Here is a 26,519-nt window from a genome sequence, read left to right on the forward strand (position 1 = left end):
TCGGCGGCCTGTGTTCCGCCGTGGCGCCTTTCGTTTCAAGACAGGACCCGCAATCCATGATTGCCTTTCTGATCAAGCGCCTGTTTCACGCCCTGTTGGTGATGTTCGTCATCAGCGTGATCAGCTTCGCCATCCAGGACAACCTCGGCGACCCGATTCAGCAGATGGTCGGCCAGTCGGTTCCCGAGAGTGAGCGTGCCGTCCTGCGCGAGGAGCTCGGCTTGAACGATCCGTTCCTGGTGCAGTATCTACGCTTCGCCAAGAACGCAGTGCAGTTCGATTTTGGCTACTCGTATTTCTTCAACGAGCCGACCACCGATGTCATTCTGCGGCACTTGCCCGCCACCCTCGAGCTCGTGGTAGCTGCGACGTTTCTTATCGTCACGCTATCCGTGCCCATCGGGGTATATAGTGCCATCAAGCCTCGTTCGCCCCTGTCACGCTTGTTCATGGGCGTGTCGATCGTCGGCATTTCCATTCCCGTCTTCCTGACCGCCATCGTGCTGATCCAGATATTCTCGATCGGCATCAACGTAACGCCCTTTCCCGACGATACCGGCTGGGGCAGCTGGCTCAATGGCCTGCTTTCCACCGAAGGCGGCATGCCGGCCTATGGTCGGGGCAACGACCTGACCCATGTGTTCGGTACCTGGTACACCAACTTTGCCTCCTGGGACAGCCTGGTCTACCTGGTGCTGCCGGCGATTTCACTGGCATCGATCATGTTGCCGCTGTTCATTCGCCTGATTCGTGCCGAGATGCTCGAAGTGCTGCAGTCGGATTACGTCAAGTTCGCCAAGGCCAAGGGCATCAGCATGCGGCGCATTTACTTCCTGCACGCTCTCAAGAACACCATGTTGCCCGTCATCACCGTTGGCGGCGTACAGATCGGCACGCTGGTCGCCTTTACCATCCTCACCGAGACGGTGTTTCAGTGGCCCGGCATGGGCTTGATGTTTCTCGATGCCATCGAGCGCTCCGACATTCCGTTGATCATCACCTACCTGATGGTGGTCGGCCTGATCTTCGTGATTACCAACACCCTGGTGGATCTGATCTACGGACTGGTGAATCCCACCGTCAAACTGACAGGCAAGCCCGCATGACGACAACAACACCTACCGTGCCCTCGCGCTGGGCACGCTTCCGTGACTCGTATCTGCTCTACAGCTTCAAACGCGACATGATCGCCCAGGTCTGTCTGTTGATATTCGTGACCATGGTCGTAGCGGCCGCCCTGGCCCCCTGGCTGGCGCCCATGAATCCCTACGATCTGGCGCAGATCGACATTCTCAGCTCCGAATTGCCTCCGTTCTGGATCGAGGGCAGCGATCCGCAGTACCTGCTGGGCACCGATGCCCAGGGCCGCGACCTGCTGTCGACGATTCTCTACGGTGCACGGGTATCGCTGATTATCGGCTTCGGCGCAGTCATACTGCAGGCACTGATCGGGGTCTCCTTCGGCCTATTGGCCGGCTATCTCGGCGGTCGCGTCGATGCCTTTCTGATGCGCCTGGCAGACATCCAGCTGTCATTCTCCACCCTGATGGTCGCGATCATCGTCGGCGCCGTGTTCAAGGCCACCTTCGGCGGGGAAACCTTCAGCGAGTACGCTGTGCTGCTACTGGTGCTGATCATCGGGTTGGCGGAATGGCCCCAGTATGCGCGTACGGTTCGCGCTTCGGTGCTGGCCGAGCGCAGCAAGGAGTATGTCGATGCAGCGCGGGTCATGGGGTTTCGTGCCAAACGCATCATGTTCCGGCATATCCTGCCCAACACGCTCTCGCCGATCTTCGTCATTTCCACCGTGCAGGTCGCCAATGCCATCATTTCCGAAGCGGCACTCTCCTTCCTCGGCCTGGGTATGCCGGAAACGCAACCGTCGCTGGGATCGCTGATCAAGTCCGGCTTCGATTACATCCAATCCGGCTCATGGTGGATCACGTTGATTCCCGGCATGGTGCTGGTCGTCTTGGTGCTGGTGATCAACCTGCTGGGCGACTGGTTGCGCGACGTCATGAACCCCCGTCTTTACAAGGGCTGATCGCATGGCACTTCTCGAAGTCAACAATCTCGATGTGCGTTTCGCACTACGCCACGGCGATGTTCGCGCCTTGCGTGACATCAGCTTCACGCTCGACCGGGGCGAGCGTCTCGGCATCGTGGGCGAGTCCGGCGCCGGCAAGTCCGTGGCCGCCTTCACCATTCTCAATCTGATCAGCAAACCGGGTTATATCGCCGGCGGCAGCATACGCTTCGACGGGCAGGAATTGACGACGCTGAAGCCCAAGGCGCTGCAGAAGATTCGTGGCAACAAGATCTCGATGATCTTCCAGGACCCGATGATGACGCTCAATCCGGTGCTGACCATCGGTGACCAGATGGTCGAGTGCCTCAAGGCGCACCGTCGCATCAGCACCCGGGACGCACGCAACGTTGCCCTGAACAAGCTACGCCAGGTCTATATTCCCTCGCCCGAAAAGCGGCTCGACCAGTATCCGCACGAGCTATCGGGTGGCATGCGTCAGCGCATCATCATCGCCATCTCCCTGCTGCTCGATCCGGACATCATCGTCGCCGACGAACCAACCACGGCCCTCGACGTGACCATCCAGGCCGAGATCATGACGCTGCTGCTGGAGTTGTGCGAAAAGCACAACGTCGCACTGATCCTGATCACCCACGACCTGGGCGTGGTCAGCCAGGTCACTCAGCGAACCTTGGTCATGTATGCCGGGCGTGTCATCGAGCAAGGCCCGACCCGGGAAATCATCAACGATGCCCAGCATCCATACACCCAGGGGTTGATCAACGCTCTGCCACAGATGGCCACGCCCGGGCATCGCCTCAATCAGATTCCCGGCGCAATGCCTTCGCTGGCCAACACGCCTCCCGGTTGCGCCTTTCATCCGCGTTGCAGCTTTTCCATGGATGACACGGGCAACCCGCGTCGCGACTGCCGCGAACAGGTGCCCGGGTTCGTCACGTCGGGCAACTGTCATGTGGCCTGTCATATGGTGCGCGACTTGGTCGAGCGCACACCGGATGGCAGCGGTCCGCACAAGACATCGCAGGAGGTTTCATGAGCCAGGTCGTTCCGCACGCTGCCGAAAGTGTCGTGTCCACACAGACTGACCCGACACTGGTCGAGATCCGTGGGCTCGAAAAGCGTTTCCCCCTGTCCGGCGACTTCCTCGACCAGTTGCGCTTCGAGCGCGGCAAGCTGGTGCGTCGCCAGGCTTATGTCCACGCCATCAACGGCGTCGATATCGACGTACGGCGCGGCGAGGCACTCTGCGTTGTCGGCGAGTCCGGCTGCGGCAAGTCCACCGTGGCACGCATGGTCATGGGCCTGCTGTCGCCGTCGCGTGGCGAAATCCGTTACGCTGGCCAGCGCATCGACGACCTCAGTCCACGTCAGCTGTTGCCGTACCGACGGCGCATGCAGATGATATTCCAGAACCCTTATGCCTCGCTGAATCCACGCATGACCATTCAGCAGACCCTGGAAGAACCGCTGCGTTTTCATCATCCGGACTGGAGCCGCGAACGCATCCGCCAACAGGTCACCGAGGTCATGGGTTCGGTGGGGATCGACCCCGACTGGGGCAAGCGCTTCGGGCACGAATTTTCCGGCGGTCAGCGACAGCGCATCGCGATTGCCAGGGCGCTGGTGGTCGATCCCGAATTCATCGTTGCCGACGAGCCGATTTCGGCCCTGGACGTATCGATCCAGGCCCAGGTCTTGAATCTACTGATGGATGCTCAGCGCGACCGCCATCTGACCTACCTGTTCATAACCCATGACCTGGCCGTCGTCGAGCACTTCGGCTCGCGTGTCGTGGTCATGTATCTGGGTCGGGTGTGTGAAATCGCCGAAACGCGTCAGCTGTTCGCCAAGCCGCATCATCCTTATACGCAAGCGCTGCTTTCGGCCATCCCGCGTCTTGAAGACGATCGCCCCGATCACATCCGCCTGTCGGGCGAAGTGCCCACACCGGTCAACCTGCCTTCCGGCTGCGTGTTCCACGCTCGCTGTCCGCACGCCAACGAACGTTGTCGCCAGGAGGTGCCTGAGTTGATTGCGTCCAGCGGCGGCACGCGGGTCGCCTGCCATGCGGTCGAGGAAGGCCGGATCACGGCATGAGCCACGACGTGAACACGATGGCAGCGTTACCCTGTGCGGACACTTCTGCACGGGGGGGTACGGAGTAAGCGATGGAAATCCGCTGGCTGGAAGACTTCATTGCCTTGGCCAAGACGCGGCATTTTTCGCGTGCCGCCGACGTTCAGAACGTGACGCAGCCGACCTTTTCGCGGCGCATCAAGCTGCTCGAGGAGGAAATGGGCCTGACCCTGGTCAACCGGCAGACGCTGCCGCTGTCATTGACACCGGCGGGCGAAGAGTTTTTGCTGCTGTGCGAGTACGTGACCGAGCGCGTGCGCCTGACCCGCGAACGTCTACATCAGATAGCCGACAACCAGGCCCGGCGTATCGTCATCGCCGCGCCGCAGAGCGTACTATCCTATGTGCTTCCCGACTGGCTTGCCCGGCACGACTTGCAGGAGCGTGTCGAACCCTATCTGCGTGCCACCAGTTGGCTGCTGCTCGATTATTTTCACGCCCTGGAGCGTGACGAATGCGACCTTGCCTTTTGCTACTGGCCGCAAGGACGCAGCCCGCTGACCCTGGATCTGTCCGGCTACGAATATCTACGCATCGACACCGAGACACTGATCCCTGTCAGCGCGCCGGACGATAACGGCAAGCCCAGGTACGCTCTGCCCGGCCAACGACGCCAACCGCTGCCCTACATTGCCTACCATCCTCGCGGCTTGCTACATGCCGTGCTCGAGGCAAGGCTGGCGCAGGCCTCGCAAGAAGTTCACCTGATGAAACTCAACGAGAACGTGCAGACGGCCAATATCAAGGAACTGGTCACGCAGGGTTACGGTATCGGCTGGCTGCCGTTGCGTACGGTGCAACGCTCGCTGGCCAGTGGCGAGCTCGTGTACGCCGGCGATGAACGCTGGAACGTGCCCCTCGAATTGCGCCTCTATCGCTACTGCGAGCACCGCCATCCGGGGCTCGACGACCTCTGGCAGCAACTTCAGGAGACCGTGACATGAGCGATGATTACCCGACGGACCACTTGAATCATCTAGCCTGGTTGACGAGCGCCTACCAAGGCGTGGCCGAAACACAAGGCTATGAGGCGCTGCTGCTTTACAGTGGCGCGCCCCGTTACCATCATGCCGATGACCAGGCGGCGACCTTCCGGACCTATGCGCATTTCCTGCATTGGGTACCGTTGCCTGGTGTGAGCCACAGTTGGCTATGGATTCGCCCCGGCAACACGCCGGTACTGTACCTGCATGCGCCGGACGACTTTTGGCACCTTTCCCCCCAATTGCCCGATGCGCCATGGACGTCCCGCTTCGATATCCGCCTGACGGTCGACACGAGACCATCGATATCGCCCACAGGGCGGCTAGCGATACTTGGCGACGTACCCGCCGATCTCGCTCAGCGGCTGGGCGGCGAACTCAATCCGCCCAGACTCGTCCGCGCGCTCGATGAATTACGAGTGCGCAAGACCGCGTACGAAATCGACTGCATCCGTGACGCCAACCGCCTGGCCCTGGCCGGTCATCGGGCTGCCCATGATGCGTTCGAGACTGGCGCGGCAGAACTCGATATCCAGCTCGCCTATCTGGGTGCGAGCCGGCAGCGTGAATCCGACGTTCCCTACCAGAACATCATTGGCCTCAATCGGCATGCCGGCGTGCTGCATTACCAGCACTACGATTTGCAGCCGCCAGCCAGTTACTCGAGCCTGCTGGTCGATGCCGGTCGCAGTGTGGCCGGATATGCGTCCGATATTACCCGCACCTGGGCAGGCAGCGATGCCGATGCACGATTCAGTGCGCTGATACACGCCATGGAAGCCATGCAGCAACGCCTGATCGAGGCCATTCGCCCCGGCGTATCGTTCATCGTCCTGCATCGGCGCATGCACCAGGAGCTGGGGAAATTGCTGATCGAGCACGGCCTGACTCGCTGTAGCGAAGAGGCTGCCGTCGAGTCCGGCATTACACGCGCGTTCTGCCCGCATGGATTGGGCCATCTCCTCGGCCTGCAGGTACACGATGTGGGAGGTCGCGTTGCATCTGACGGCCAGCCGCTACCGGCACCGGAAAGCGACCCCGCCTTGCGACTGACGCGAGAGCTGGAAGCGGAGATGGTAGTTACGGTGGAGCCTGGCCTGTACTTCATTCCCCTATTACTCGACCCATTGCGGGAAACGCCAACCGGGCGGCACATCGAGTGGGCACTGGTCGATGCACTTGCTGGTCATGGTGGGATACGTATCGAAGACAATATCCGAGTCGCCGAAGCGGGCCACGAAAACTTGACGCGCATCGGACTGGCCCACTGAATCGCCTTTTGGCGACTTGCCAGCCGGTGCGTGAACGATATGCTGATAGAAGGATTTATAGCGAGGTCAGTATGTCACGCATCGTCCCCGCAGACTTTCGGCCCGCCAGGGGGCTCTCCAACCGGCACGTCCAAACCCTGTTGCCCCGCCTGCGCCCCTTGGTGTCGCTCGAACGCGATACCGAGATTCTCAATCTTCCCGACGGCGACTTCGTCGAACTGGCCTGGGTGCGTCCCGCGCCGTTACACGACGATGCCCCAGTGTTCGTACTGTTTCATGGCCTGGAGGGAGGATTCGACTCGCCCTACGCCCGGGAGATATTGGCCGCCGCAAGCGCATTGGGCTGGCGAACGGTGATGATGCATTTCCGTGGCTGTGGTCAGGCTCCCAATCGTTTGCCGAGAGCCTATCATTCCGGCGATACCGCCGATGCATACTGGTTCATTGGTCAGCTTGCCCGCCGTTATCCGCGGGCCATCAAAGTCGCGGCAGGCGTTTCCCTGGGCGGTAACATGCTTGTCAAGTTGGTCGCCGAACAGGGCGGCGACGGACTCGACCTGGCCGGTGCCATTGCCATCAGTGCCCCACTCGACCTCGCTGCGTGCGCCGACGCGCTCAATCGCGGCTTTTCTCGTCACTATCAGCGTTACCTGCTGAAGTCGCTCAAGCTGAAGATCACCGCCAAGATGACGACCGAGACGCTTCCCATTAGCCTGTCATCCTGTCAACTCAGTCGGCTGGATAGTTTCTGGGCCTACGACAACGAAGTGACTGCTCCGCTGCATGGTTTCAGTTCGGCCAGCGACTATTACCGTCGCTCCTCCGCGGGGCGCCTGATAGGCGATATCGAATTGCCGACCCTGATCCTGCAGGCCGCCGACGATCCGTTCATGCCAGACGATCTGTTCGAGCGCCTGCCGACGCCCAGCGATGCCGTGCGTGTCGAGATCGCCAGCCATGGCGGCCATGTCGGTTTCATCGAGTCACGTCAGGGCCGTCTTGGCTCATGGCTGGCACGCCGCGTATGTCGACAGTTGCAGGACTGGGCCAGTGTACCTCGTCAGTTGCACCTCATGACGAACCGACCGGACTGAGTGGACATTGCACTCCCGTGCCACGCAGGCCGCAATAGCCCCCCGGGTTCTTGGCCAGATACTGCTGGTGATATTCCTCGGCGTAGTAAAATGTCTCGAGTGGCGCAATTTCGGTGGTAATCGTGCCCTTGCCTGCCTGGCTCAGCGCCTGCTGATAGCTGTCACGACTGGCCTCCGCCTCGCGACGCTGGGAATCACTGGTGGTATAGATCGCCGAGCGATACTGACTGCCGATATCGTTGCCTTGGCGCATGCCTTGCGTGGGGTCATGGGCTTCCCAGAATACCTGCAAGATACGATCGAGACCGATCGCCTCGGGGTCGAATACGACGCGTACCACTTCGGTATGCCCTGTGCCCCCGGTACAGGTTTCCTCATAGGTCGGATTGGGGGTGAATCCGCCAGCATAGCCGACCGCCGTGACGTGCACACCCGACAGCTGCCAGAACAAGCGCTCGGCGCCCCAGAAGCACCCCAGGCCCAGAACGATCTCCTCACAGCCCGACGGGAAAGGCGGTATCATCGAGTGACCGTTGACGAGATGCCTGCCGGAGATTCGTATCGGCTCGCCACGCCCCGGCAGGGCTTCATCGGCCGCCGGCATGCGCTGTTTATCACGTGACCACATGGAGTCGCCTCCTCTTGGTTCAGAATGAAGTTTTTCGATTATGTACCTGCGGCAGTCGCCGTGCCTATGCCCAGTGCTGCCAACCGGTGCATGACGACCCATCCTGCGCAGGCAAGCCTGAAGCGTTGATGCGTGCCCGCTTCACTGCGTTTGCCCAGGGCAAGACGGAAGTTCTGCTTGCCACTTGGGCTCCCGAAACCCGACCGCCGCGGCACGCTCTCGAGGATGCCCAGCCTCGCTGGCTACACCTGGACATCGAGGCCAGCGGTGGACAGCCGCCCGAAGGCTGGGTCCGGTTCCAGGCCACGGGACGGCAAAATGGCCGCTTCTTCACGCTGCAGGAAACCAGCCGCTTTCGATTCGACGACGATGCACGGCAATGGTTTTACGTCGATGGCGACGCACAATGGCGCAGCTTATCGGCTGGCCGCAGTGCCCCATGTCCCTGTGGCAGCGGTGTCAAGGCGAAGCGTTGCTGCGCCCGAGACTGAAGGTATAGATCAGATCCACGGCCTGAGCTGCACCGGATACGGCCTCGACGTAAAGATTCTGTAGCAGCTTGTAGCGCAGGGTCAGTTGGGCGATCGGCGAAAATATTCCTACGCCATAGCTGACCTTGAGATCGTCGAAGAGATAGCCGCTGACGACGACCTGACTCTCTTCTCCGCTGCCCGACGTATCCAAGCTCAGGTCCTCGACACCGAAAACCTGGCCGAGCTGCCCCACGGCACCGCCAGTGCGCGACAGCGACAGACCGATCAGAGCCGAGGTCAGGGCGCCGTCATCGCCGCCGGCGTCGTCCGGCGCCCGGCCGCGCAGCAGGTAGGACAGCGCACGGCTCTCGTCCATGGCCGGCTCGGAGAAGATGGACAGGTTGGGTTGCGAAGCAGGCCCCGTCACGCGCAGCCCGGCAATCACATCGTCTTCGGTGGCTTCAGGGTTGCGAATGGCTTCGAATTGCAAGCGGGGCTGCGATGCCGGGCCACTGAACAGTACCTGACCGCGGCGAATGATCAGGTCCTGACCGAAGGCCTGGTAGCGGCCGTCATTCAGATTGATCTCACCGAACAATTGAACGGGGCCCGTGGCCTGGCGGACCTGAAGGTCGCCCTGCAATTCCGCCTCGAGGCCATAGGCCTCGAGTTGCACATCGGGACCCAGGCTCACATCGACCGCCACATCGAGACGCATACCGGCCTCTTGCAATGCCTGAGCCGCTGCTTCGTCCCCTCCTTCCGTCGCCTCTTCCAGCGCCTGTCGCGCCGCCTCGCGAGCACGCGCTTCATCTTCGCGTGTGATGATCACCTCGTCGGAACTCGGCGCCACGGCGGAGGGTGGCGACTCGGATCTGGAGACGCTCAGCCGCGCCCAGGGAACCTGCACGTCGCCCCGTATACGCAGTAGCTCGGGCGTGGCACGAATGTCCAGATCGGGTGCGACACGCAGGCGACCGAACTCGGGCATATCGACGAGCAGCGGCGATTGGGTACCTTCGACGCCGAGCTCGGCCACCCATTCGCCGGGTACGGGCCAGCGTGCCTGGCCCTGCAGCTCGAGTCGCCCTTCATCGGCAGCCACGAAACCGTCCAGGGTCGCATTATCGCCCAGGAGCTGAATGTCCAGACGGCCATCACGGATGGCCAAGGGAATATCGCCCCCGCTCACCCGTAAATCGCCAAGTTGAAGATTGCCATTGAGGCGGGGATCGGCCAGCGCACCGCCCAGATTCACCTGGCCATTCAGTGCACCCTCGAGTTGCTCCAATCCGGTTACCAAGCGGCGATACGGGGACAGCTGAATGTCGTTGAACGTGATGTTGCCCCCCAACTGCGCATTGCCGGTGGGATCCGTGATTGCCGCATTTACCGCCAACTCTCCGGCCTCGGCAAGAGACAGGGTCGACTCGACATTGGCCCTGGCAGGGGTGGCATCGAGTTGCAACGACAGGCGCGAATCGGGCAGCGACCAAGGCTGCCCGTAGGCATCTTCGCCGCTCAACGCCAGCCGGCTTTGCAGGTCCGCCTGTGCCGACCAGCGTCCACCGCTTGACCAGCCAAGAGCGATGCGTCCATTGCTTTCGCCCTCGGCACTCCAGGCCTCGGGAAGTGCCGCATTCACCAGGTCCATGGGAAAGTCGCGCAGGGCAAGCACGACATTGCCTTGCTCTGCGGATGCCTGGAGCCGCTCCACGGAACATAGACGACCGCCTTGTTGCCTTACCAGACAGAAGGGTTCGGCCGTGACGCGACCCTCGGGCAGAGCGACGCTAAACTCTGCCGCCTCGTCGAGGCGCAGATCCGCCTGTTCGGTGTCGACTGCCAGCGAGGTAAGGCGCCCCTGATAACGGGTGCGTTGTGCATCGAGTCCGCCGGTCAACGCCAGCGAGGCTGATGTTAACGGCATCGACTCGGCTGCATCGACGGCCAATTCGAGACGATGCTGCGACAGGCGCCCATCGAGGTCGAGATCGACATGCTCGATACGTTGCCCACCCGCCTCGATACCGTAAACATCCAAGGCGACATCGAGACGGGGGTCTTCCAGGCCGGCCGTCTCGGCATCCAGGCTCAAGCGGTCGAGACGGTTTTCGGCATAGCGAAGATCGTTGCCCGACAGGGTGAGATCGAGCTGGGGCGCCTCGAACGTTCCGCCTACCGTAAAGCGACCTTGTGCGCTTCCTCCCAATGCCGGCAATAGTGTGCCTAGTGCCGGTGCGTTCAACTCGCCACTCAGGTCCATCGATTCGGCAATGCTGCCCTGCGCCGTCAGGCGATTTTCGCCCTGGCGCAGTTGCAGTCGCTGTATCCGCCAACGCATGTCGCTGTTGCCGCTAAGCTGGGCTTCCAACGATAGCGGGCGCTGCTGCAGCGTGCCTTCGATGTCGAGTTGCGGAACGCTTAGCTGCCATCCTTCGTCCTCTTCACGCATGGCGAAGTGCACTTCGGCGTCGCCGCTCAACCGGCCCTGGACAGCATCGGTCAAGGCATCCAGAGAAAAGCGGTCCAGGTTCAGGCTGGCATCGACCTCCAGACGCGGTGTCCAGCGAACGGCACCGCGACTGATCAATGCGCCGCTATCGGCCGACACGGCCAGCGGCGTCCAGGCGAAACGTTCGAGGTCACCTTCGCCGGTCATCGCCAGGCTGATTTCTTCAGGCAATTCCCCACCTGAAACCGCACCGGAAAGCGCGACACGATAGCCGGCCAGATCGCCATCGGCACGCAATGTCAGATCCTTCACTACGTAGGGCACACGCTCTGGGCTGACGATGCTCGCTGCATCCTCTCCAGGAGAGACTCCCGTGGCTGCCTCGATAGCGACGTCGACCGCTGCAGAGTCGATATATGTTCCTTCCAACGGCCACTGCGCACGATCCGCCTCGAGCAGTAGCTCGAACGGAACGGTGGGTGCCAGCAGGTCGGCCTGCGCCTGGAGTGTGGCAGCCAGCGGCCCGCCGGCCTCGAGATTCGCCGACAGATCGGCCAGGCTGCCATCGAGCGTCAGCGAGAGCGTTTCACCTGCCAAGGGAGCGCGATGAACCACTGCGTTCAGTTCGGCGTTCAAGGGATAAGCGTCCTGCAGACTGACGCTGGCACTAAGTTCGGCATCGGCTTCGGAGGAAGTCACGGCCAGATTGTGCAGGCGCATGTCATGGCCTTCGCCTTCCAGGCTAAGCGCGAGCCGCTCGACGACATAACGCTCGGGGCCGTCGATGACGAAATCCTCGGCCACGAGGCTAGGCACTCTGATGGCCATGGGCAGGGTAATCTCGGGCAAGCTGATCGGCTCGCGATCGGCCAGTGACGTCTCGTCCCGTTCTCCCTGCGTCTCTTCGCTAGGACTGGCCTGAACCGGCATGGAAGCGACACCGATCGCCGCATCGATAGCATCCGCCGTCAATGGCCGTATCGGGGGCTCTGTCTCGCTGGTAGCGTCCGATTCGCCATCGGCCACCATCGGTTCCGGTAGCGCCAAGGCCTGCCCGGATGAGACCGGCAGAACCAGCTTGCCATCGCTCAAGCGTGTCGGTAGCAAAGTGAAAGTATCGCCTGAGAGACGTGCGCCGGAGGTGAAACGTTGCAACGCGAAGCGTGTCCCATCAGCCAGCCGGACGTCGACATCGCGCAACTCCAACGCTCGTAGCTCGATAGGAAACGGCACGGCGATCGAGGGCATACCGCCGCCCTCCGACTCCGAGGGATCCGCTCCCTGTGTCGTTGCATCGCTTTCCTGGATATCCACGTCAACGTCTGACAATTGCAGGGCGTCCAGGCATAGTTTGCCATCGAGCAGGCAGTCTTCGGCCCAGGCCAGGTGCAGGCGACCGATACGAACGAACGCCGGGCCGGCCGTCAGCTCCAGTCCTTCCAGGGTCAAATCGTCGAGAAACGCCCCGCTGACACTCTCTACCGAGAAGAAGCCCCGCTCCTCGCCCTGATTCACGAGCCAGGACGTTCCCCAGGGAGACAATGCCAAGCCCAACAGAAACAGGACCAACCCGATCAGCCACAGCGGGAACCAAAGCAACAGGCGGAGTAGAACGGTAATCAAAATTCGGGACCTATGGCGAAATGCAGACGCCACGAATCCTCCTCGCTATCGAAGGGATGGGCGATGTCCAGTCGAACCGGTCCTACGGGGGACACCCAGCGAATACCCAGGCCCGCCCCCGTAGCCAGGTCGTCCGGCCACCACGAATTGAACGCATTGCCCGTATCGGCGAACGCGGCGCCCCACCAGTCGCCGGTGATCCGTCGTTGAGCCTCGAGACTGGCGGTTAGTAGGTGTTGGCCGCCGAGAAGTTCCCCATCCTCGTTTTCGGGGGCTAGGCTTTCGTAGCTGTAGCCGCGAACACTTTGATCGCCGCCGGCAAAGAAGCGTAGCGACGGAGGTATTCTGTCGAAATCATCGGTATGCATGGCCCCAACACCGGTGCGAGCGACGAAGCGGGTATCCTCGCCCAGCATGCGAATCCATTGGGAATCCAGCGTAGCGCGTACGAACGACGCATCCGAGCCCCAGATATCGTCCGATATCGCCAGGGAAAGCCGCTGTCTGTCGCCCCACGTAGGGAAACGCGGGTTCCGCGTACGCACGCGAGCCCAGCTAATGCCGGGATACATCAGCAGCACTTGGTCTTCCTGGTCCGCCTGGGTGAAATCTTCGTAGGTGGTACGGAAGAAGAGCCGCTGCGTCCAACCGTTCTCGAACAACCAGCGGCGGGCAACTTCGGTGGACACCTCTAGACTCTGCGTGTCCTCATAGTCTTCGTGCCGCAGCCCGTATGTCAGTTCGTAGCTATCCGTCAGCGGGTTGGCGAGCGGAATGGTGTAAGTGCCGCTGAATATCTGTTCCGGCTCCGACAGGTAGAGCTCATGATTAAGGCTGTCGCCATCCTCGTTCAGCCAGGGTTGTTCCCAGGCGAACTGGGTGCGCGGCCCGACATCGGTGGCATAGCCGATGCCCACCTCGAACTGGTGACGATCGGCGGGTATCAGGTTGACCTCGACCGGCACTCTCGGAGGTCGCTCCCTACCCAGGCGATTCGCGGTACTCACAGCACTGGCCGACAGTAATGGGGACTCCTCGAGTACGTTGTCGGCGTCGTCCGTTCCAGTATCCACGGCCTCCCACCAGCCTCGATGCGCCTGGACAAGTGAAGCCGAGGGACCCTGCAAACGCGGTCGCACGCTGACACTGCGGAACCAGCCGGTTTCACCGAGGCGCTGGCTATATACGGCCAGCGAGCCGGCGAGGTAAGCATCCCCGGTCTCGAAGGGCATCATGTTGCGCAATCGACTCTCTTCGATCTGGCTGCCATCGAAGCGGACATTCCCGAAGACGTAGCGCTCGCCACTGTCCAGCGTCAGGTAGATACGCGCACTCTCCTCCCATGGCCGGACTTCGATGCGTCGATCGCTAAAGTTGGCATCGAAGTAGCCACGCTCCACGGCAAGCGTGGAGAAACGGCTACGTAACGCTTCGTAAGGAGCGTGGCGTAACGGCTCGCCTTCCTCGAGTGGCAGGTTGTCGAGCACCTGCTGAAAGGCATCGTCATCGCCGGCATCGCCTTCGACGGAAACGTCCAGCTCGGTGACGATCACGCGAGGCCCTGGCCGGATCCGTAGACGTGCCCGTTCGACGGGATTCTCTCCAACCAGGCTGATATCGAGTTCGGGTTCATAATAACCGTAGGCCTTGAGCGCTTCGCGGGTACGCTTGGCCACTTGGGAGCGAACTCGATCCTTTCCATATTCACTGGCGTCGAATGCGGCCAGATAATTGGCCACGTTCTCGGCAGCTTCACCGTCGATACCCTGAATCTCGGCTTCCAGAGCCAAGCTGGATGTAGCGAACAGGCCAGAGCCCAACGCAACTACCAGAACGCCGTGGCGGAACATACGCATGCCTCAATGTCGCCGAAACGCGTGACCGAAGGCAGGCAACATGACGGACATTTTTATGCAGCCGGTTTCCTTCACTTCATGATTCCTCTAATCCTTGAGTGGATCACCCGCAATGGAAGCGGGCTATCCTTCGGCCTAACCGCCAAGGCTTTCCACATTGGCACTCAACGCCAGCAGGCTTTGACGAAGCTCCAAGAGCCCCGCTTGGTTGCTGCCGATGCGTGCAGCCAATTGATCCAGGCGTGCCTGTCGCTCCTCGTCACTGGAGCGCAAGGTCTCGATACTCGAGGCCATGTCCGCCAGACGATCCTCCAGAGCGGCAATATCCTGTACTTGGTTTTCAATCTCAGTATAAGCATTGTCCAGCTCTGTGACACGCGACTCAAGCTGTTGGCTCGACTCGCGTATGCCGATGACATTCGTCTGGACTCCACTGACCGTGTCGCGCAACGATGCGAGCCCTTGCTCGGTGGCGTCCTGAGCGTTCTCCAAGGCCTGCAATCGTTCCTGCAGAGCCGCTCGGGCATCTTCACCGTCCGCTTCGATGACGTCCAGCGAGCGCTGCATAGCATCCAAGGTGGCCGCGAGGATGTCCCGCTCTTCCTCGCCGGCCTCGAGACGCTCGACCAGTTCATTGATATTAGACGCATCTGCACTACTGTTTTCCAATTTCTGAACAGCGGATTGCAGCCCTGTCTGCCGCTCCTGCAAATTGCGCTGGGCCGAGCTCAACGCATCCAGCTTCTCTTCCATCCCGGTGATCTCATAGCGATCATCCAGGCTGTCGAAGCGAGCGTGAAGGTTGGACAGTTGGCCCTGCAGTTCGCGCTGGTCGGCCTGCCAAGCCTGTCGATCGAGCCAGTAGACACCGGCGATGCCCACGAAGCCGGCCAACAGGAGTAGACAAAGCAACCACAGGGGCCATGTGCGTGCCGAGGAGACCACCACGCCACGGTGCCGGTCGGCCAGTTCGTCACTGGGATCCGGTACGATCGGCGCATTCAAGCGCGGCTCATCCGAGCGTTCCACCATGTCGACTTCCTCTCTATTCCCTGGCACAGCAAAGCGGGCAGACGATGACGCGTCATATCCAGAACATGCGAGCATAACCCAGGCTGACAAGATCTCGCGACACCGCCTGCAGATGCTTGGTATTGTAAGGTTTTTTATCGCGCGCTGTATTCCACGCTGCCCATAAAATGGAGATAACCATGGTTTTTGAACTTCCCGTGTTGCCGTACGAGAAGAATGCGTTGGAACCGCATATTTCTGCCCGAACGCTGGAGTATCACTATGGCAAGCATCATCAGGCCTATGTGACAAAGCTCAACGAGCTGACCGACGGCACTGCCGAAGCGGACAAATCGCTCGAGGAGATCATCAAGTCGTCCTCGGGGACGCTTTTCAATCAGGCCGCGCAAGTGTGGAATCACACCTTCTTCTGGCACTGCCTGTCTCCCGGTGGCGGTGGAGAGCCCAGCGGCCCCCTGGCTGACGCCATCGATGCCAAGTTCGGCACCTTCGCGCGCTTCAAAGAGGAGTTCAATGCCAAGGCTATCGGCAACTTCGGCTCTGGCTGGACCTGGCTGATAAAGAGCGCCAACGGCAGCGTGGATATCGTCAATACCGACGATGCCGATACTCCCATCGCCCATGGCCAGACGCCTCTGCTGACCATCGATGTATGGGAACATGCCTATTACCTCGATTATCACAATGCTCGACCCAAGTATCTCGACGCCGTGTGGAACGTCGTCAACTGGGAATTTGCCGCCCAGAATTACAGCTGACATCTGTACGCCGCCAGAGCATCACCAACGCAGAACGCCCCGCTGTGCGGGGCGTTCTGCGTTGGCTTGCATGTGATGCATTTCAAGCGGGATCGGCACGCCGTCCTATTCCCCGGTAAGTCAAACCGCGAGCGGCGACATAGGCCGGGTCATAGATGTTGCGTCCATCGAGAATGAGCCGCTCCCCAAGCATCTCTCCCAGCCGGCGCCAGTCGGGATTCCAGTAGCACTTCCACTCGGTGACCAGGATCAGCGCGTCGGCACCTTCACAGGCTTCGTAAGGGGTACCTTCGCACAGGGTCAACAGCGGATGATCGCCTACCACCTTCCTGACCGCGGGCAGAGCGGCGGGATCGTGCAAGCGAACGTGCACGCCCTGTGCCCACAGTGCACGCAGCAATGTCAGCACCGGGGCATGGTCGATGCGTGTGGTGCCGGGCTTGAACGCTGCGCCCCAGATGGCCACGGTGCGATTTTCGAGTTGGCCGTGGAAATGTCCCCACAACTTGCGGAAGAGCGTTTCCTTCTTGCTCTCGTTGATGTCGAGAACCTGCTCGAGAAGATGCGACTCGCGCCCCGTCGCATGCTGTACATCGGCAAGGCGCATCAGGTCGCGGGAGAAGTTCGGCCCACCAAACCCGCAACCGGGATAGAGGTATTCGTAGCCGATACGGGTATCGGCCCCCATGCCTTGACGGACATACTCGACGTCGACACCCAGCGAATCCGCCAGACCTGCCACTTCGTTCATGTAGCTGATGCGTGTCGCCAACATGCCATTGATGGCCAGCTTGGTTAGCTCGGCAGCCCGTCGAGGCATGCGCTGAAAGAGTTCGGCCCGGCGATTGAAGGCACGCAACAGCTCACGCACCTGATCTTCGGCCCAGTCGTCTTCACACCCCAGCAACCAGCGTGTGGGGCGGGTAAACGCCTGCCAGGCGCGACCCTCCTCCAGCATGTCGGGCAGCACCACTGCCACTTGCGAGGCATGGCGCAGCAGGGATTCCAGGCTTTCCGTGTGACCGACGGGAAAGGTCGAATTGTTGACGAGTACCAACGGCGAGCTCTGCTGACCGGCAATCAATTCGATGAAACGTTCGGCGGCGTCGCGCTGGTCCGGTGCCAACGCCAGCCAGGCGACATCATACTCGCCCGATAAACTGACGTTGCTGTCGCCATTTTCGAGCAACCGCAGTGAGCCGGTGCGCTGTCCGAAATCGATCTGATCGACCACGCCGGGCTCGCCCGTCAACCATTCGGCACGCGAAAGTTGCGACCAAGGGGCGTCAGGGTGCGGCCACCAGTCGACTTGATGCCCTACCGAGGAAAGCGCGGCGGCTGCAGTCGCCGCGGCCAACTCGCTCCCGTGTACGATGATACGCATCGATTCACCCCTCGTTGGCGTAGCGCTGGAGGAGTTCGTTGAAGCCCTTGCCGAATTTGGGATGCCGCTTGGCGTAGGCCAGCGTCGCCTCCAGGTAGCCCAACTGATGACCGCAGTCATAGGTGGTGCCCTGCATACGGAAGGCGGCGACGCCGTGTTGCTTGCGCAGGGTGTCGATGGCATCCGTCAACTGGATTTCATTGCCGGCCCCAGGCGGGGTATCCGCCAGCACCGGAAAGATTTCGCCGGGCAGCAGGTAACGGCCGATGACCGACAGCGTCGAAGGCGCATCCTCGACCTTGGGTTTTTCGACCATTCCCGTGATCGGCGCACTCTTGCCGGGCTCGGGCGTATCGCCTTCGAGTGCCACGATGCCGTACTTGTAGACCAGTTCCTGAGGCACGTTCTCGACCATGATCTGGGCATCGCCGGTCGTTTCGTAGGCCTCGATCATGCCGGCGAGATCGTTGCGCGACCTTCCTTCGTCATCGACGAGCACATCCGGCAGCAGAACGGTGAATGGCTCGTTGTCGCCGATCACGGCACGCGCGCAGAGTATGGCATGGCCAAGCCCCAGAGCCTCTGGCTGACGCACACTGATGATACTGACATCGTCAGGAACGATGTTGCGCACTTCGTCGAGCATCTCATCCTTGCCCTTGGCCTCGAGCATGGTCTCGAGTTCGAAATGCTTGTCGAAATGGTTTTCGATGGCGCCCTTGCTGGAGTGCGTAACCAGTACGATCTCCTTGATTCCCGCTTTCACCGCTTCTTCGACGACATACTGGATGACCGGCTTGTCGACGATGGTGATCATTTCCTTGGGAATGGCTTTCGAGGCGGGAAGACAGCGGGTACCGAGCCCTGCAACGGGGAGAACGGCCTTACGAATCATGGGGTCCCTCCAACATGATGATAATGTTTTCCAGTATGACACAAACGGTTACGTTGGTATCCAAGCAACCGCCAATCGCCCTCTTGCGAGGGAAAAAAGAGCGGAATCGCATGCCTACGCATCACTGATAGCCAACTTCGGCAGGCTTCACTCCATGGCCTATGAATGCCGTAGCGGCAATGTAACAGTAAGTATTACCGTACATGCTGCATTGCAAACGATCAACTGAACGTCGAAACGATCCAATCAGGACGCTTCCTATCCGGCCGTGACGCTACCAGTAAGCCATGAGGCGGTAAATGTAGCCATTTTATCCATGAAGAGTGCTACGGGCCGCAAAAAAAGTCGAGAGATAGTAGAATGCGAGGCATCTTGTCGAAGGAGGTTCGTGATGCCCCCCATCGCACCACTCGATGCCGAACTTTTGATCGAGGCCCGCTGGATCCTGCCAATGAGCGAGGGACTTCCGGTTCTCGAGCATCAGGCCATCGCCATCGACGCCGGACGTTTACTCGGGCCATGGCCTATCGATGAAGCCCGCCGTCGGGTCGAAGCGAAACGCACGTTGCAACTGGAACACCACGCGCTACTTCCTGGCTTGATCAATGCGCATAATCATGCGGGCATGAGTCTGATGCGCGGCTATGCCGACGATTTGCCATTGATGACCTGGCTCAATGAGCATATCTGGCCGGCGGAGGCGGCACATGTCACGCCTGACTTCGTCGCTGATGGTACGCGCCTGGCAATAGCCGAAATGCTACGTTCAGGGACAACGACATTTTCCGACATGTATCTTGCCCCCGAACCCGTTGCCGATGCGGTGGAACAGCTCGGCATTCGAGCTCAGCTGTGTACGCCATTGATCGATTTTCCGACACCTTGGGCGCCCGACTTTCACACAGGGTTAGAGCGCACAGAGGCGTTGGTGGAACGCTATCGCAACCATTCCTCGATTAGCCTGGCGTTTGGCCCCCATGCCCCCTATACCGTGGCGGACGATAGCCTGGCCCTTTTGATCGAAGCTCGTGAGCGCCTGAACCTACCGATTCAGATGCACGTGCACGAAACCGCCGAGGAAGTCGAGCAAGGGCTGGCCAAATATGCCAAGCGGCCGCTCCGGCGCCTCCACGATGCCGGGCTTCTGGGAGCGCATTTCCAGGCGGTCCATGTCACCCAGATCAATGATGAGGACATGACGATACTGCGTGACAGCGGCACGCATGTCATACACTGCCCTCAGTCCAATCTAAAGCTGGCGAGTGGCTTCTGCCCCGTCGACCGCCTGCAGGCCGCCGGGATCAATGTCGCCTTGGGAACCGACGGTGCTGCCAGCAACAACGATCTCGACATGTTCGACGAAATGAAAAGCGCCGCGCTCATTGCCAAGGCCGTCAGTGGAAATGCCGCCGCGCTACCGGCCATGGCGGCCCTGGCCATGGCGACACGCGATGGGGCGAAGGCACTGGGAATAGCGCATCGCCGCGGCCAACTTGCAGAAGGCTTCGATGCCGACCTGATAGCCCTCGATCTCGATGCCATCAATACCCTGCCCCTGCACCACCCGGCTTCGGCGATCGTGTACGCCATGAATAGCCGGCAAGTCAGCCACGTATGGGTCGACGGCAAGCTACGTGTCGACGAAGGTCAACTGGTCGATGTCGACGTTAACGAACTCAAACGCATGGCTCATGCCTATCAGCAAGCCATGTCGTTACCAGGCCAACCCGGAGAGGCTTCATGACGCAAGCGCAACGTGACATCAACGATCATCGCAGCAACGTCGATCATCATGAGATCGCCAAGTTCGAGGCCTTGGCGAGCCGTTGGTGGGACCGAGACAGCGAATTCAAACCCTTGCACGACATTAATCCACTGCGCCTGGATTTTATCGACGGTCATGCAGGCCTCGCCGGAAAACGCGTCATCGACGTAGGTTGCGGCGGAGGCATCCTCAGCGAGGCCATGGCGCACCGTGGCGCCGGTGTGACGGGCATCGACATGGGCGAAGCTCCCCTGGCAGTCGCCCGCCTTCATCAGCGGGAGAGCGGGGCCAACGTCACTTATCGGCAGGCCAGCGCCGAAGAAATGGCCCATGCGCATCCCGGCGAATTCGATATCGTGACCTGCCTGGAAATGCTCGAGCACGTTCCCGACCCGGCGGCCGTAGTCCGCGCTTGCGCGACATTGGCCAAGCCAGGCGGCCATATCTTCTTTTCGACGATCAATCGCAATCCCAAAGCGTATGCCTTTGCGATTCTCGGCGCAGAGTATGTACTCAGGCTGCTCCCGCGCGGCACGCACGACTATCGCAAGTTCATACGCCCTTCAGAATTGTCGGGTTGGTGCCGTGCCACGGGCCTACGCGTTCGCGAGCAGTGCGGCCTGACCTACAACCCGGTAACCAAGCATTACCGTTTGGCGCCCAGCGATGTATCGGTCAATTACATGATGCACTGCTCGATGGAGGAGGCTCTTTGACCTCACTGCCTTTGCCCACTCCGCAGTGCCTTTTGTTCGATCTGGATGGCACGCTGATCGATACGGCTCCCGACCTGGCACGAGCCACGAATGTTCTGCGTCAATATCACGGACTACCGCCTCTAGCGTTCGAGACGATACGCGCCCAAGTCTCCAACGGTGGCAGCGCCTTGGTGACACTGGCGTTGGGTATTGCCCATGATCATCCGGACCACCCCGAGGCGCGCAATGTTCTCCTTGCCGCCTACGGCAAGGAGGTCGCCGTAGAGAGCCGGGTGTTTTCCGGTCTGGAGAGGCTCCTCGAGCGCTGGGCAACTCCCCCACGGCGCTGGGGCATCGTCACCAACAAGCCCAGGATCTATACAGAGCCTCTTCTCGAGGCACTGTCATTGTCACCGCATGTCCTGCTCTGTGCAGACGATCTTCCTGTCAAGAAACCTTCACCCGAGCCACTCTGGGAAGCGGCACGCAGGCTGGATGTTCTGCCGGAAGATTGTTGGTACATCGGTGACCATGCGCGTGACATGCAAGCTGCCCATGCCGCCGGCATGACAGCCATTGCCGTGGGTTACGGCTATATCGAAGAAGGCCAGAAACGCGAAGATTGGCAAGCGGACCGTTGGTTCGACAGTCCGTCAGAACTGGTCAACGCCTTGATAGACAAGGATGAATGAACGCAAGCAAACAGCCTCCCATGCCTTGTTGGGCTGTTTGCTTGTGCGGTAGTCGCAATCGGTTCATTTGCGAGCGGGTTGAGCGTCGAAGCGCTCGCCAGTATGCCCCCGGCTGTCCGGTCCCATCAGCCACAGATAGGTAGGCATGATTTCCCGGGGCATCCGCAACGTATTGGGATCCTCACCCGGAAACGCGGTCTTGCGCATCTGGGTACGAGTCGCCCCCGGGTTGATGCTGTTCACGCGGATGTTGGTCAGATTTTCCAGCTCGTCGGCCAATACCTCAACGAATCCCTCGGTCGCGAACTTGGAAACGGCATAAGCGCCCCAGAAGGCTCTTCCCTTACGGCCCACACTCGACGAGGTGAATACCACGGAGGCATCCTCCGATGCCTTGAGCAGAGGCAGCAGCGCTTGAGTCATCCATACAGGTCCATTGATGTTGACCTGCATGACCTGATCCCACAGCTGAGGATTGTACTGCTCGAACGGAGTAACCCGCCCAAGCAGGCCGGCATTGTGCAAAATGCCGTCCAAGTGGCCGAACTCCTTGTCCAACGTGTCGGCCATGTCCTGATAATCCTTCAGGGTGGCACCTTCGAAATTGAGAGGAAAGATGGCAGGCTGTGGGCCATTGCCAGCCTCAATCTCATCATACACAGACTCTAGCTTGGCGATGGTTCTGCCGAGCAGAATGACCGTCGCTCCATGCTGCGCATATGCCAGCGCAGCGGCTCGACCGATGCCATCACCGGCACCGGTCACCAGTATCACCCGGTCCTTGAGCAACTCGGACGGCGCTTGGTAATCAATCTTGCAAGTCATTACGACTCCCTCAGCCCTTCGAATGGACAGGCATACCGGGTTTCAACATTCCCACTCTTTCTCAGAGGCCGGATTGATTGAGGAAATCCGCCGCCATGCTGGCCGCATTGCTTTCGGGGTATTCCTGCCGCACCCGAGTCAGCAATTGCTTGCTGGCCTCCGGCTGACCTTGGCGCGCCTTCAGCAAGCCCAGCTTGTAAAGGGAGTCGGGCACCTTGTTGCTTTGGGGGAACTCATCGATGACAGTATTGAATGCTTGAGCGGCAGGTTCCAGCTCGGAGCGGCTGGAATACAATTCACCCAGCCAGTAATGGGCATTAGCGCGTAGCGGAGAGTTTGGATACTGCTGAACGAAAGCATTGAATGCCTCGATGGCGGCATCGAAGTCACGCGCCTGCACCTTCTGGAAGGCCGCCTGGTAGGCCTGCTGCCCATCCTGGCTACTGCCCTGCATAGCGCTGCCAGCGTCAGGGTCTCCCCCCGCCTGGGCGGTACCGGCTGCTCCAGTCTGTCCGGCGCTGCCAGAAGCAATGCGCTCCTCCAACTCCAGGTAGCGTTCCTGTGCAAGCTTGCGCTGCTGCTCGAGCTGATAACGCAGTTCCTCGACTTGGCCACGCAACTCTTGGATCTGGCGTTGGTTTTCCTGCAGTTGGTTGAGTATCTGCAAGCTGGCGCCCGGCGTGGGCTCACGAGCCTGAGTGTTCTCGTAAAACGTTCGCGACCCGGACGAGGCCGACAAGTCTTCGACCACAGGTGCTGCCCATACGGACAGCGGGAGCATTAATGCTCCCGCGCCGCACAGTCTTTTCAGACCGTGTTTCATGTTTGACTCCGTCGAAGCTTAGTAATCGAAGACCACACGACGGTTTTGAGCATAGGACTGTTCGGAGTGGCCTTCAACAGCCGGACGCTCCTCACCGTAGCTGACGATTTCCAGTTGCGAGGGAGAGACGCCCTGAACGGTCAGGAATTGCTCGACGGATTGAGCGCGGCGCTCTCCCAGCCCCAGGTTGTATTCGCGGGTGCCGCGCTCGTCCGCATGCCCCTGCAGGATTACCGACGCGTTGGGATTGGAACGCAGGTACTGGGCATGCGCATTCAGTACGGATTCGAACTCGGGACGAATGGTGTCGCGATCGTAGTCGAAGTAGATGGTGCGCTGATCGGGAATACCCTGGCCCTGGCCCTGGCCATACCCTTGCCCCTGGCCGAGCTGAGTTCCGCTAGCCTGGCCATTGGCCATCCCCTGACCCGCTACGCCTCCTGCAGTGCCAGTGCCATCCATGCTCCCGTCCTGAGAGCCGCCAGTGCTGGAACAGCCAGCCATGACAGCGAGGGACACGGCGACGGCCAGGGACTTGGCATAAGATTTGAATTGCATGGTAACTCCTTGCTCGGAATTAGAATGACACACTTTTTAGTTCATGAAAGGCGACCAGGCGGGCTCCCGCACATCGCCCTGTGCCGAGGGTAGACGGTAAGAGGCATTACCATCGGCCGACACGACACCCAACACACCACGATTGCCCTGCTGGGTAGCGAAGATCACCATGCTACCGTTCGGGGCCACGCTAGGTGACTCATCCCACTGGGAGTCGGTGAGAATCGTCAGGCGATCGGTTTCCAAGTCTTTCTTGGCAACATGGAATCCCTGATCGTCCCGATGGATAAGAAACAGTGTTTCCCCATCGGGTGAGAAGCGACCGCGTGAATTGTAGCTTCCGGTAAATGTTATTCTTTCTGCCTGCCCATTGGCAAGATTGTAGCGATACAATTGTGGCCCACCGCTGCGATCCGAGGTAAAGACCAAGCTCTGCCCATCCGGCGCCCAATCGGGCTCAGTATCGATGGCGGAATTGTTCGTCAGGCGCTGGAAGCTGCGCGAGGCAATATCCATCACATAGATTTCCGGCTGCCCGTCCTTCGACAAGGACATAGCCAGCTTGCGTCCATCCGGCGACCAGGCTGGCGCCCCGTTGATGCCTTCGAAGGATGTCGCCTGGATACGCTGACTGCTTGCCAAATCCTGAATGTAAATGGCCGGACGCCCCGACTCGAAGGAGACGTAGGCAAGCTTGTTGCCATCCGGAGCCCAGGCAGGCGACAGGATGGGCTGCTGCGAGGATAAAATCTGCTGGCTGTTATGCCCGTCGGCATCGGCCACATGCAATGCATAGCGGCGATTGTCAGCGGCACCCTCTGCCGTGACATAGGCGATACGCGTAGAAAAGGCGCCACGAATCCCGGTAATCTCCTCGAATACCTTGTCGCTGACGTAGTGAGCCGCACTGCGCAACTGGCCACGACTGACATTGACGACTTCACCGAGCATGCGGCGTTCGCCATAAATATCCATCAGTTCGAACTGAACACTGTAGCCATCGCCTTGCGGCGTCACCTGACCGACAACGAGGTAGTTGCTATCCACGGCGCGCCAATCGCGATAATGGACGTCTTCGCTACGACTGGGCTGGGCAATTAGCGAATTGCGCGACAATGGTGAGAACTGACCGCTACGGGCGAGGTCGTCACTGACGATCTGAGCGATGTCTTCGGATAGTGTGCCCTGCCCCTGAGTCGCGAAAGGAACGATGGCGATGGGGATGGCTTGATCGCTGCCCTTGGTGATTTCGATGGTCAGATCCGCGCTGGCCAGGCCGACATACAGCGCGAACCATAGACCGACCATGACAGAAACAACTCGTTTCATCGGCGTACATCCTTGGGATTGAAGTCCAGGTTGAATTCACGGAACTGGCTCTGGGCGGCCAGCGGAAGCTCTCTTATTTCTCGGAATGGTGCAGCCCGTTCGACGGCCTGCAACACAGACCTGTCGAAGACGCCATCACCACTACTTTCGATGATTCTTGCGCTGACCAGTTCACCGGTGGGTAGCAATTGTATACGCACGACTGCCCGGAGCTGGTTCGTGGCACTTGCCGGCAGAATCCAGGCCTGCTCGATCGCACGCCTCACCAGGTTGATGAACCCATTCGCCGCCTGGGCCGCCTGCTTGGCGTTGGCGATGGACTCCGCCTCGCCAGCGATCAGGTTATCCAGCGATGAGGCAGATGCTTGGCGAGCTGCCTCGGCGGCACGGCGCGCTTCCGCCTCTGCCTTGCGCCTGGCTTCTTCTTCGGCCTGGCGTTGAGCTTCCGCCTCTGCCTTGCGCTTGGCCTCTTCTTCGGCCTTGCGTTGAGCTTCTGCCTCTGCCTTGCGCTTGGCCTCTTCTTCGGCCTGGCGTTGGGCTTCCACCTCCGCTTTGCGCTTGGCCTCTTCTTCGGCCTTGCGTTGGGCTTCCGCCTCAGCCTTGCGCTTGGCTTCTTCTTCGGCCTGGCGTTGAGCTTCCGCCTCCGCCTTGCGCTTGGCTTCCGCTTCAGCTTGGCGTCTTGCTTCTTCCTGGCGCTGACGCTCCGCCTGTTGGCGAGCCTCCTCCTGACGGCGCTGCTCCGCTTGTTGCTCACGCAACTGAGCCTGTTTTGCCGCTTCGTCAGCACGCCTAGCAGCTTCGGCCTGAGCCTGCTTCAACGCCTCTTCCCGAGCCTGTTGTTCGGCCTCGCGGCGCGCCTGTTCTTCCGCCAAGGCCTGTTGACGTGCGGTTTCTTCGGCTGCCTGCGCCTCGGCCTGGCGCTGCTCCTGGGCCTGCTCCTCTTGTGCCTGAGCCTGTTCGGCTTGCTGGTTGGCAGCAGCGCGGACCTGAGCTTCCTTGGCCCGCTGCGCCTGGTCGGTAGCCGTTTCCGTCGTGACCAGGGTTGCCTGCACGACGGACGACGAACTGGGTTCGACATCGGCATCGGGCCAGCGCAAGGCAGTCACCAGCAATACGAGAACATGAACGCCAATGGCAAGCAGCGTGGGCAGGCCGTAGCCAACTCTACGTTCTTCTTTGGCCATCATGTCT

At 60.4% G+C, this 26,519-nt stretch carries 23 protein-coding genes; 12 read left to right on the forward strand and 11 right to left on the reverse strand.

Features of this window, described 5'->3' with window-relative positions:
• The first annotated feature begins 56 nt into the window (after positions 1–56).
• The 7 genes from MHM84_RS01585 (at position 57) to MHM84_RS01615 (ending at position 7,534) form a co-directional block, all read left to right on the forward strand.
• Positions 57–1,106: an ABC transporter permease gene (locus MHM84_RS01585; protein WP_239261753.1), complete on the forward strand. Its 1,050-nt coding sequence runs from the start codon at positions 57–59 to the stop codon at positions 1,104–1,106.
• Entirely contained in the window at positions 1,103–2,044 is a 942-nt protein-coding gene (locus MHM84_RS01590) for an ABC transporter permease (protein ID WP_239261756.1), read from the forward strand. The genes MHM84_RS01585 and MHM84_RS01590 overlap by 4 nt, the downstream gene beginning before the upstream one ends.
• Before the next feature lie 4 nt (positions 2,045–2,048).
• On the forward strand, positions 2,049–3,086 hold the full coding sequence (locus MHM84_RS01595; protein WP_239261759.1) for an ABC transporter ATP-binding protein: 1,038 nt from the start codon (positions 2,049–2,051) through the stop codon (positions 3,084–3,086).
• Complete coding sequence (locus MHM84_RS01600; protein ID WP_239261761.1) at positions 3,083–4,147, forward strand: oligopeptide/dipeptide ABC transporter ATP-binding protein; 1,065 nt, start codon at positions 3,083–3,085, stop codon at positions 4,145–4,147. Before MHM84_RS01595 ends, MHM84_RS01600 begins: the two co-directional genes overlap by 4 nt.
• Before the next feature lie 71 nt (positions 4,148–4,218).
• A complete protein-coding gene (locus MHM84_RS01605) occupies positions 4,219–5,130 on the forward strand; it encodes a LysR family transcriptional regulator (protein ID WP_239261763.1) in 912 nt (303 codons plus the stop codon).
• Entirely contained in the window at positions 5,127–6,440 is a 1,314-nt protein-coding gene (gene pepQ, locus MHM84_RS01610) for a Xaa-Pro dipeptidase (RefSeq protein ID WP_239261765.1), read from the forward strand. The genes MHM84_RS01605 and pepQ overlap by 4 nt, the downstream gene beginning before the upstream one ends.
• Positions 6,441–6,511: 71 nt before the next feature.
• Positions 6,512–7,534 carry a hydrolase gene (locus MHM84_RS01615; RefSeq protein WP_239261767.1) on the forward strand — a complete coding sequence of 341 codons (1,023 nt, stop codon included), beginning with the start codon at positions 6,512–6,514 and terminating at the stop codon, positions 7,532–7,534.
• On the opposite strand, the gene msrA is transcribed toward MHM84_RS01615, so the two are convergent.
• Positions 7,512–8,162 carry a peptide-methionine (S)-S-oxide reductase MsrA gene (msrA, locus tag MHM84_RS01620; RefSeq protein ID WP_239261769.1) on the reverse strand — a complete coding sequence of 217 codons (651 nt, stop codon included), beginning with the start codon at positions 8,160–8,162 and terminating at the stop codon, positions 7,512–7,514. The genes MHM84_RS01615 and msrA overlap by 23 nt on opposite strands.
• A 14-nt stretch (positions 8,163–8,176) precedes the next feature.
• On the opposite strand from msrA, the gene MHM84_RS01625 reads away from it, so the two are divergent.
• The gene (locus MHM84_RS01625) at positions 8,177–8,653 is read left to right on the forward strand and encodes a YchJ family metal-binding protein (protein WP_239261771.1); all 477 of its coding nucleotides are present in this window, start codon (positions 8,177–8,179) and stop codon (positions 8,651–8,653) included.
• Here MHM84_RS01625 and MHM84_RS01630 read toward each other — a convergent pair.
• The 3 genes from MHM84_RS01630 to MHM84_RS01640 all read right to left on the reverse strand — a co-directional run bounded on the left by MHM84_RS01630 (position 8,622) and on the right by MHM84_RS01640 (position 15,601).
• Complete coding sequence (locus MHM84_RS01630; protein WP_239261773.1) at positions 8,622–12,746, reverse strand: translocation/assembly module TamB domain-containing protein; 4,125 nt, start codon at positions 12,744–12,746, stop codon at positions 8,622–8,624. The genes MHM84_RS01625 and MHM84_RS01630 overlap by 32 nt on opposite strands.
• The gene (locus MHM84_RS01635) at positions 12,710–14,569 is read right to left on the reverse strand and encodes an autotransporter assembly complex family protein (protein ID WP_239261775.1); all 1,860 of its coding nucleotides are present in this window, start codon (positions 14,567–14,569) and stop codon (positions 12,710–12,712) included. Before MHM84_RS01635 ends, MHM84_RS01630 begins: the two co-directional genes overlap by 37 nt.
• 135 nt (positions 14,570–14,704) lie before the next feature.
• The gene (locus MHM84_RS01640) at positions 14,705–15,601 is read right to left on the reverse strand and encodes a hypothetical protein (RefSeq protein WP_239261778.1); all 897 of its coding nucleotides are present in this window, start codon (positions 15,599–15,601) and stop codon (positions 14,705–14,707) included.
• A gap of 179 nt (positions 15,602–15,780) precedes the next feature.
• Between MHM84_RS01640 and MHM84_RS01645 the strand changes: the two genes are divergently transcribed.
• Positions 15,781–16,359, forward strand: a complete 579-nt coding sequence (locus tag MHM84_RS01645) for a Fe-Mn family superoxide dismutase (RefSeq protein WP_239261780.1) — start codon at positions 15,781–15,783, stop codon at positions 16,357–16,359.
• A gap of 82 nt (positions 16,360–16,441) precedes the next feature.
• Here the strand turns inward: MHM84_RS01645 and MHM84_RS01650 are convergent, their stop codons facing one another.
• The gene (locus MHM84_RS01650) at positions 16,442–17,743 is read right to left on the reverse strand and encodes a nucleotide sugar dehydrogenase (protein WP_239261782.1); all 1,302 of its coding nucleotides are present in this window, start codon (positions 17,741–17,743) and stop codon (positions 16,442–16,444) included.
• A gap of 4 nt (positions 17,744–17,747) precedes the next feature.
• A complete protein-coding gene (gene galU / locus MHM84_RS01655) occupies positions 17,748–18,638 on the reverse strand; it encodes a UTP--glucose-1-phosphate uridylyltransferase GalU (protein ID WP_239261784.1) in 891 nt (296 codons plus the stop codon).
• A gap of 391 nt (positions 18,639–19,029) precedes the next feature.
• Between galU and MHM84_RS01660 the strand changes: the two genes are divergently transcribed.
• The 3 genes from MHM84_RS01660 to MHM84_RS01670 are packed head-to-tail and all read left to right on the forward strand — an operon-like array spanning position 19,030 to position 21,793.
• A complete protein-coding gene (locus MHM84_RS01660; protein WP_239261786.1) occupies positions 19,030–20,382 on the forward strand; it encodes a TRZ/ATZ family hydrolase in 1,353 nt (450 codons plus the stop codon).
• Complete coding sequence (gene ubiG / locus MHM84_RS01665) at positions 20,379–21,119, forward strand: bifunctional 2-polyprenyl-6-hydroxyphenol methylase/3-demethylubiquinol 3-O-methyltransferase UbiG (RefSeq protein ID WP_239261788.1); 741 nt, start codon at positions 20,379–20,381, stop codon at positions 21,117–21,119. The genes MHM84_RS01660 and ubiG overlap by 4 nt, the downstream gene beginning before the upstream one ends.
• 5 nt (positions 21,120–21,124) lie before the next feature.
• On the forward strand, positions 21,125–21,793 hold the full coding sequence (locus MHM84_RS01670) for an HAD-IA family hydrolase (RefSeq protein WP_239263768.1): 669 nt from the start codon (positions 21,125–21,127) through the stop codon (positions 21,791–21,793).
• A 63-nt stretch (positions 21,794–21,856) separates the two neighbouring features.
• Here the strand turns inward: MHM84_RS01670 and MHM84_RS01675 are convergent, their stop codons facing one another.
• The 5 genes from MHM84_RS01675 to tolA all read right to left on the reverse strand — a co-directional run bounded on the left by MHM84_RS01675 (position 21,857) and on the right by tolA (position 26,515).
• Positions 21,857–22,618, reverse strand: a complete 762-nt coding sequence (locus tag MHM84_RS01675; protein WP_239261790.1) for a YciK family oxidoreductase — start codon at positions 22,616–22,618, stop codon at positions 21,857–21,859.
• Positions 22,619–22,679: 61 nt separating this feature from the next.
• On the reverse strand, positions 22,680–23,399 hold the full coding sequence (gene ybgF / locus MHM84_RS01680; RefSeq protein ID WP_239261792.1) for a tol-pal system protein YbgF: 720 nt from the start codon (positions 23,397–23,399) through the stop codon (positions 22,680–22,682).
• Between the two features lie 60 nt (positions 23,400–23,459).
• Positions 23,460–23,999, reverse strand: coding sequence for a peptidoglycan-associated lipoprotein Pal (gene pal, locus MHM84_RS01685; RefSeq protein ID WP_239261794.1), 540 nt, complete (start codon positions 23,997–23,999; stop codon positions 23,460–23,462).
• A gap of 36 nt (positions 24,000–24,035) precedes the next feature.
• Entirely contained in the window at positions 24,036–25,328 is a 1,293-nt protein-coding gene (gene tolB, locus MHM84_RS01690; protein ID WP_239261798.1) for a Tol-Pal system beta propeller repeat protein TolB, read from the reverse strand.
• Complete coding sequence (tolA, locus tag MHM84_RS01695; RefSeq protein ID WP_343218267.1) at positions 25,325–26,515, reverse strand: cell envelope integrity protein TolA; 1,191 nt, start codon at positions 26,513–26,515, stop codon at positions 25,325–25,327. The genes tolB and tolA overlap by 4 nt, the downstream gene beginning before the upstream one ends.
• Positions 26,516–26,519 lie beyond the last annotated feature (4 nt).

Source organism: Halomonas sp. McH1-25, assembly GCF_022348165.1.
Lineage (GTDB): Bacteria > Pseudomonadota > Gammaproteobacteria > Pseudomonadales > Halomonadaceae > Modicisalibacter.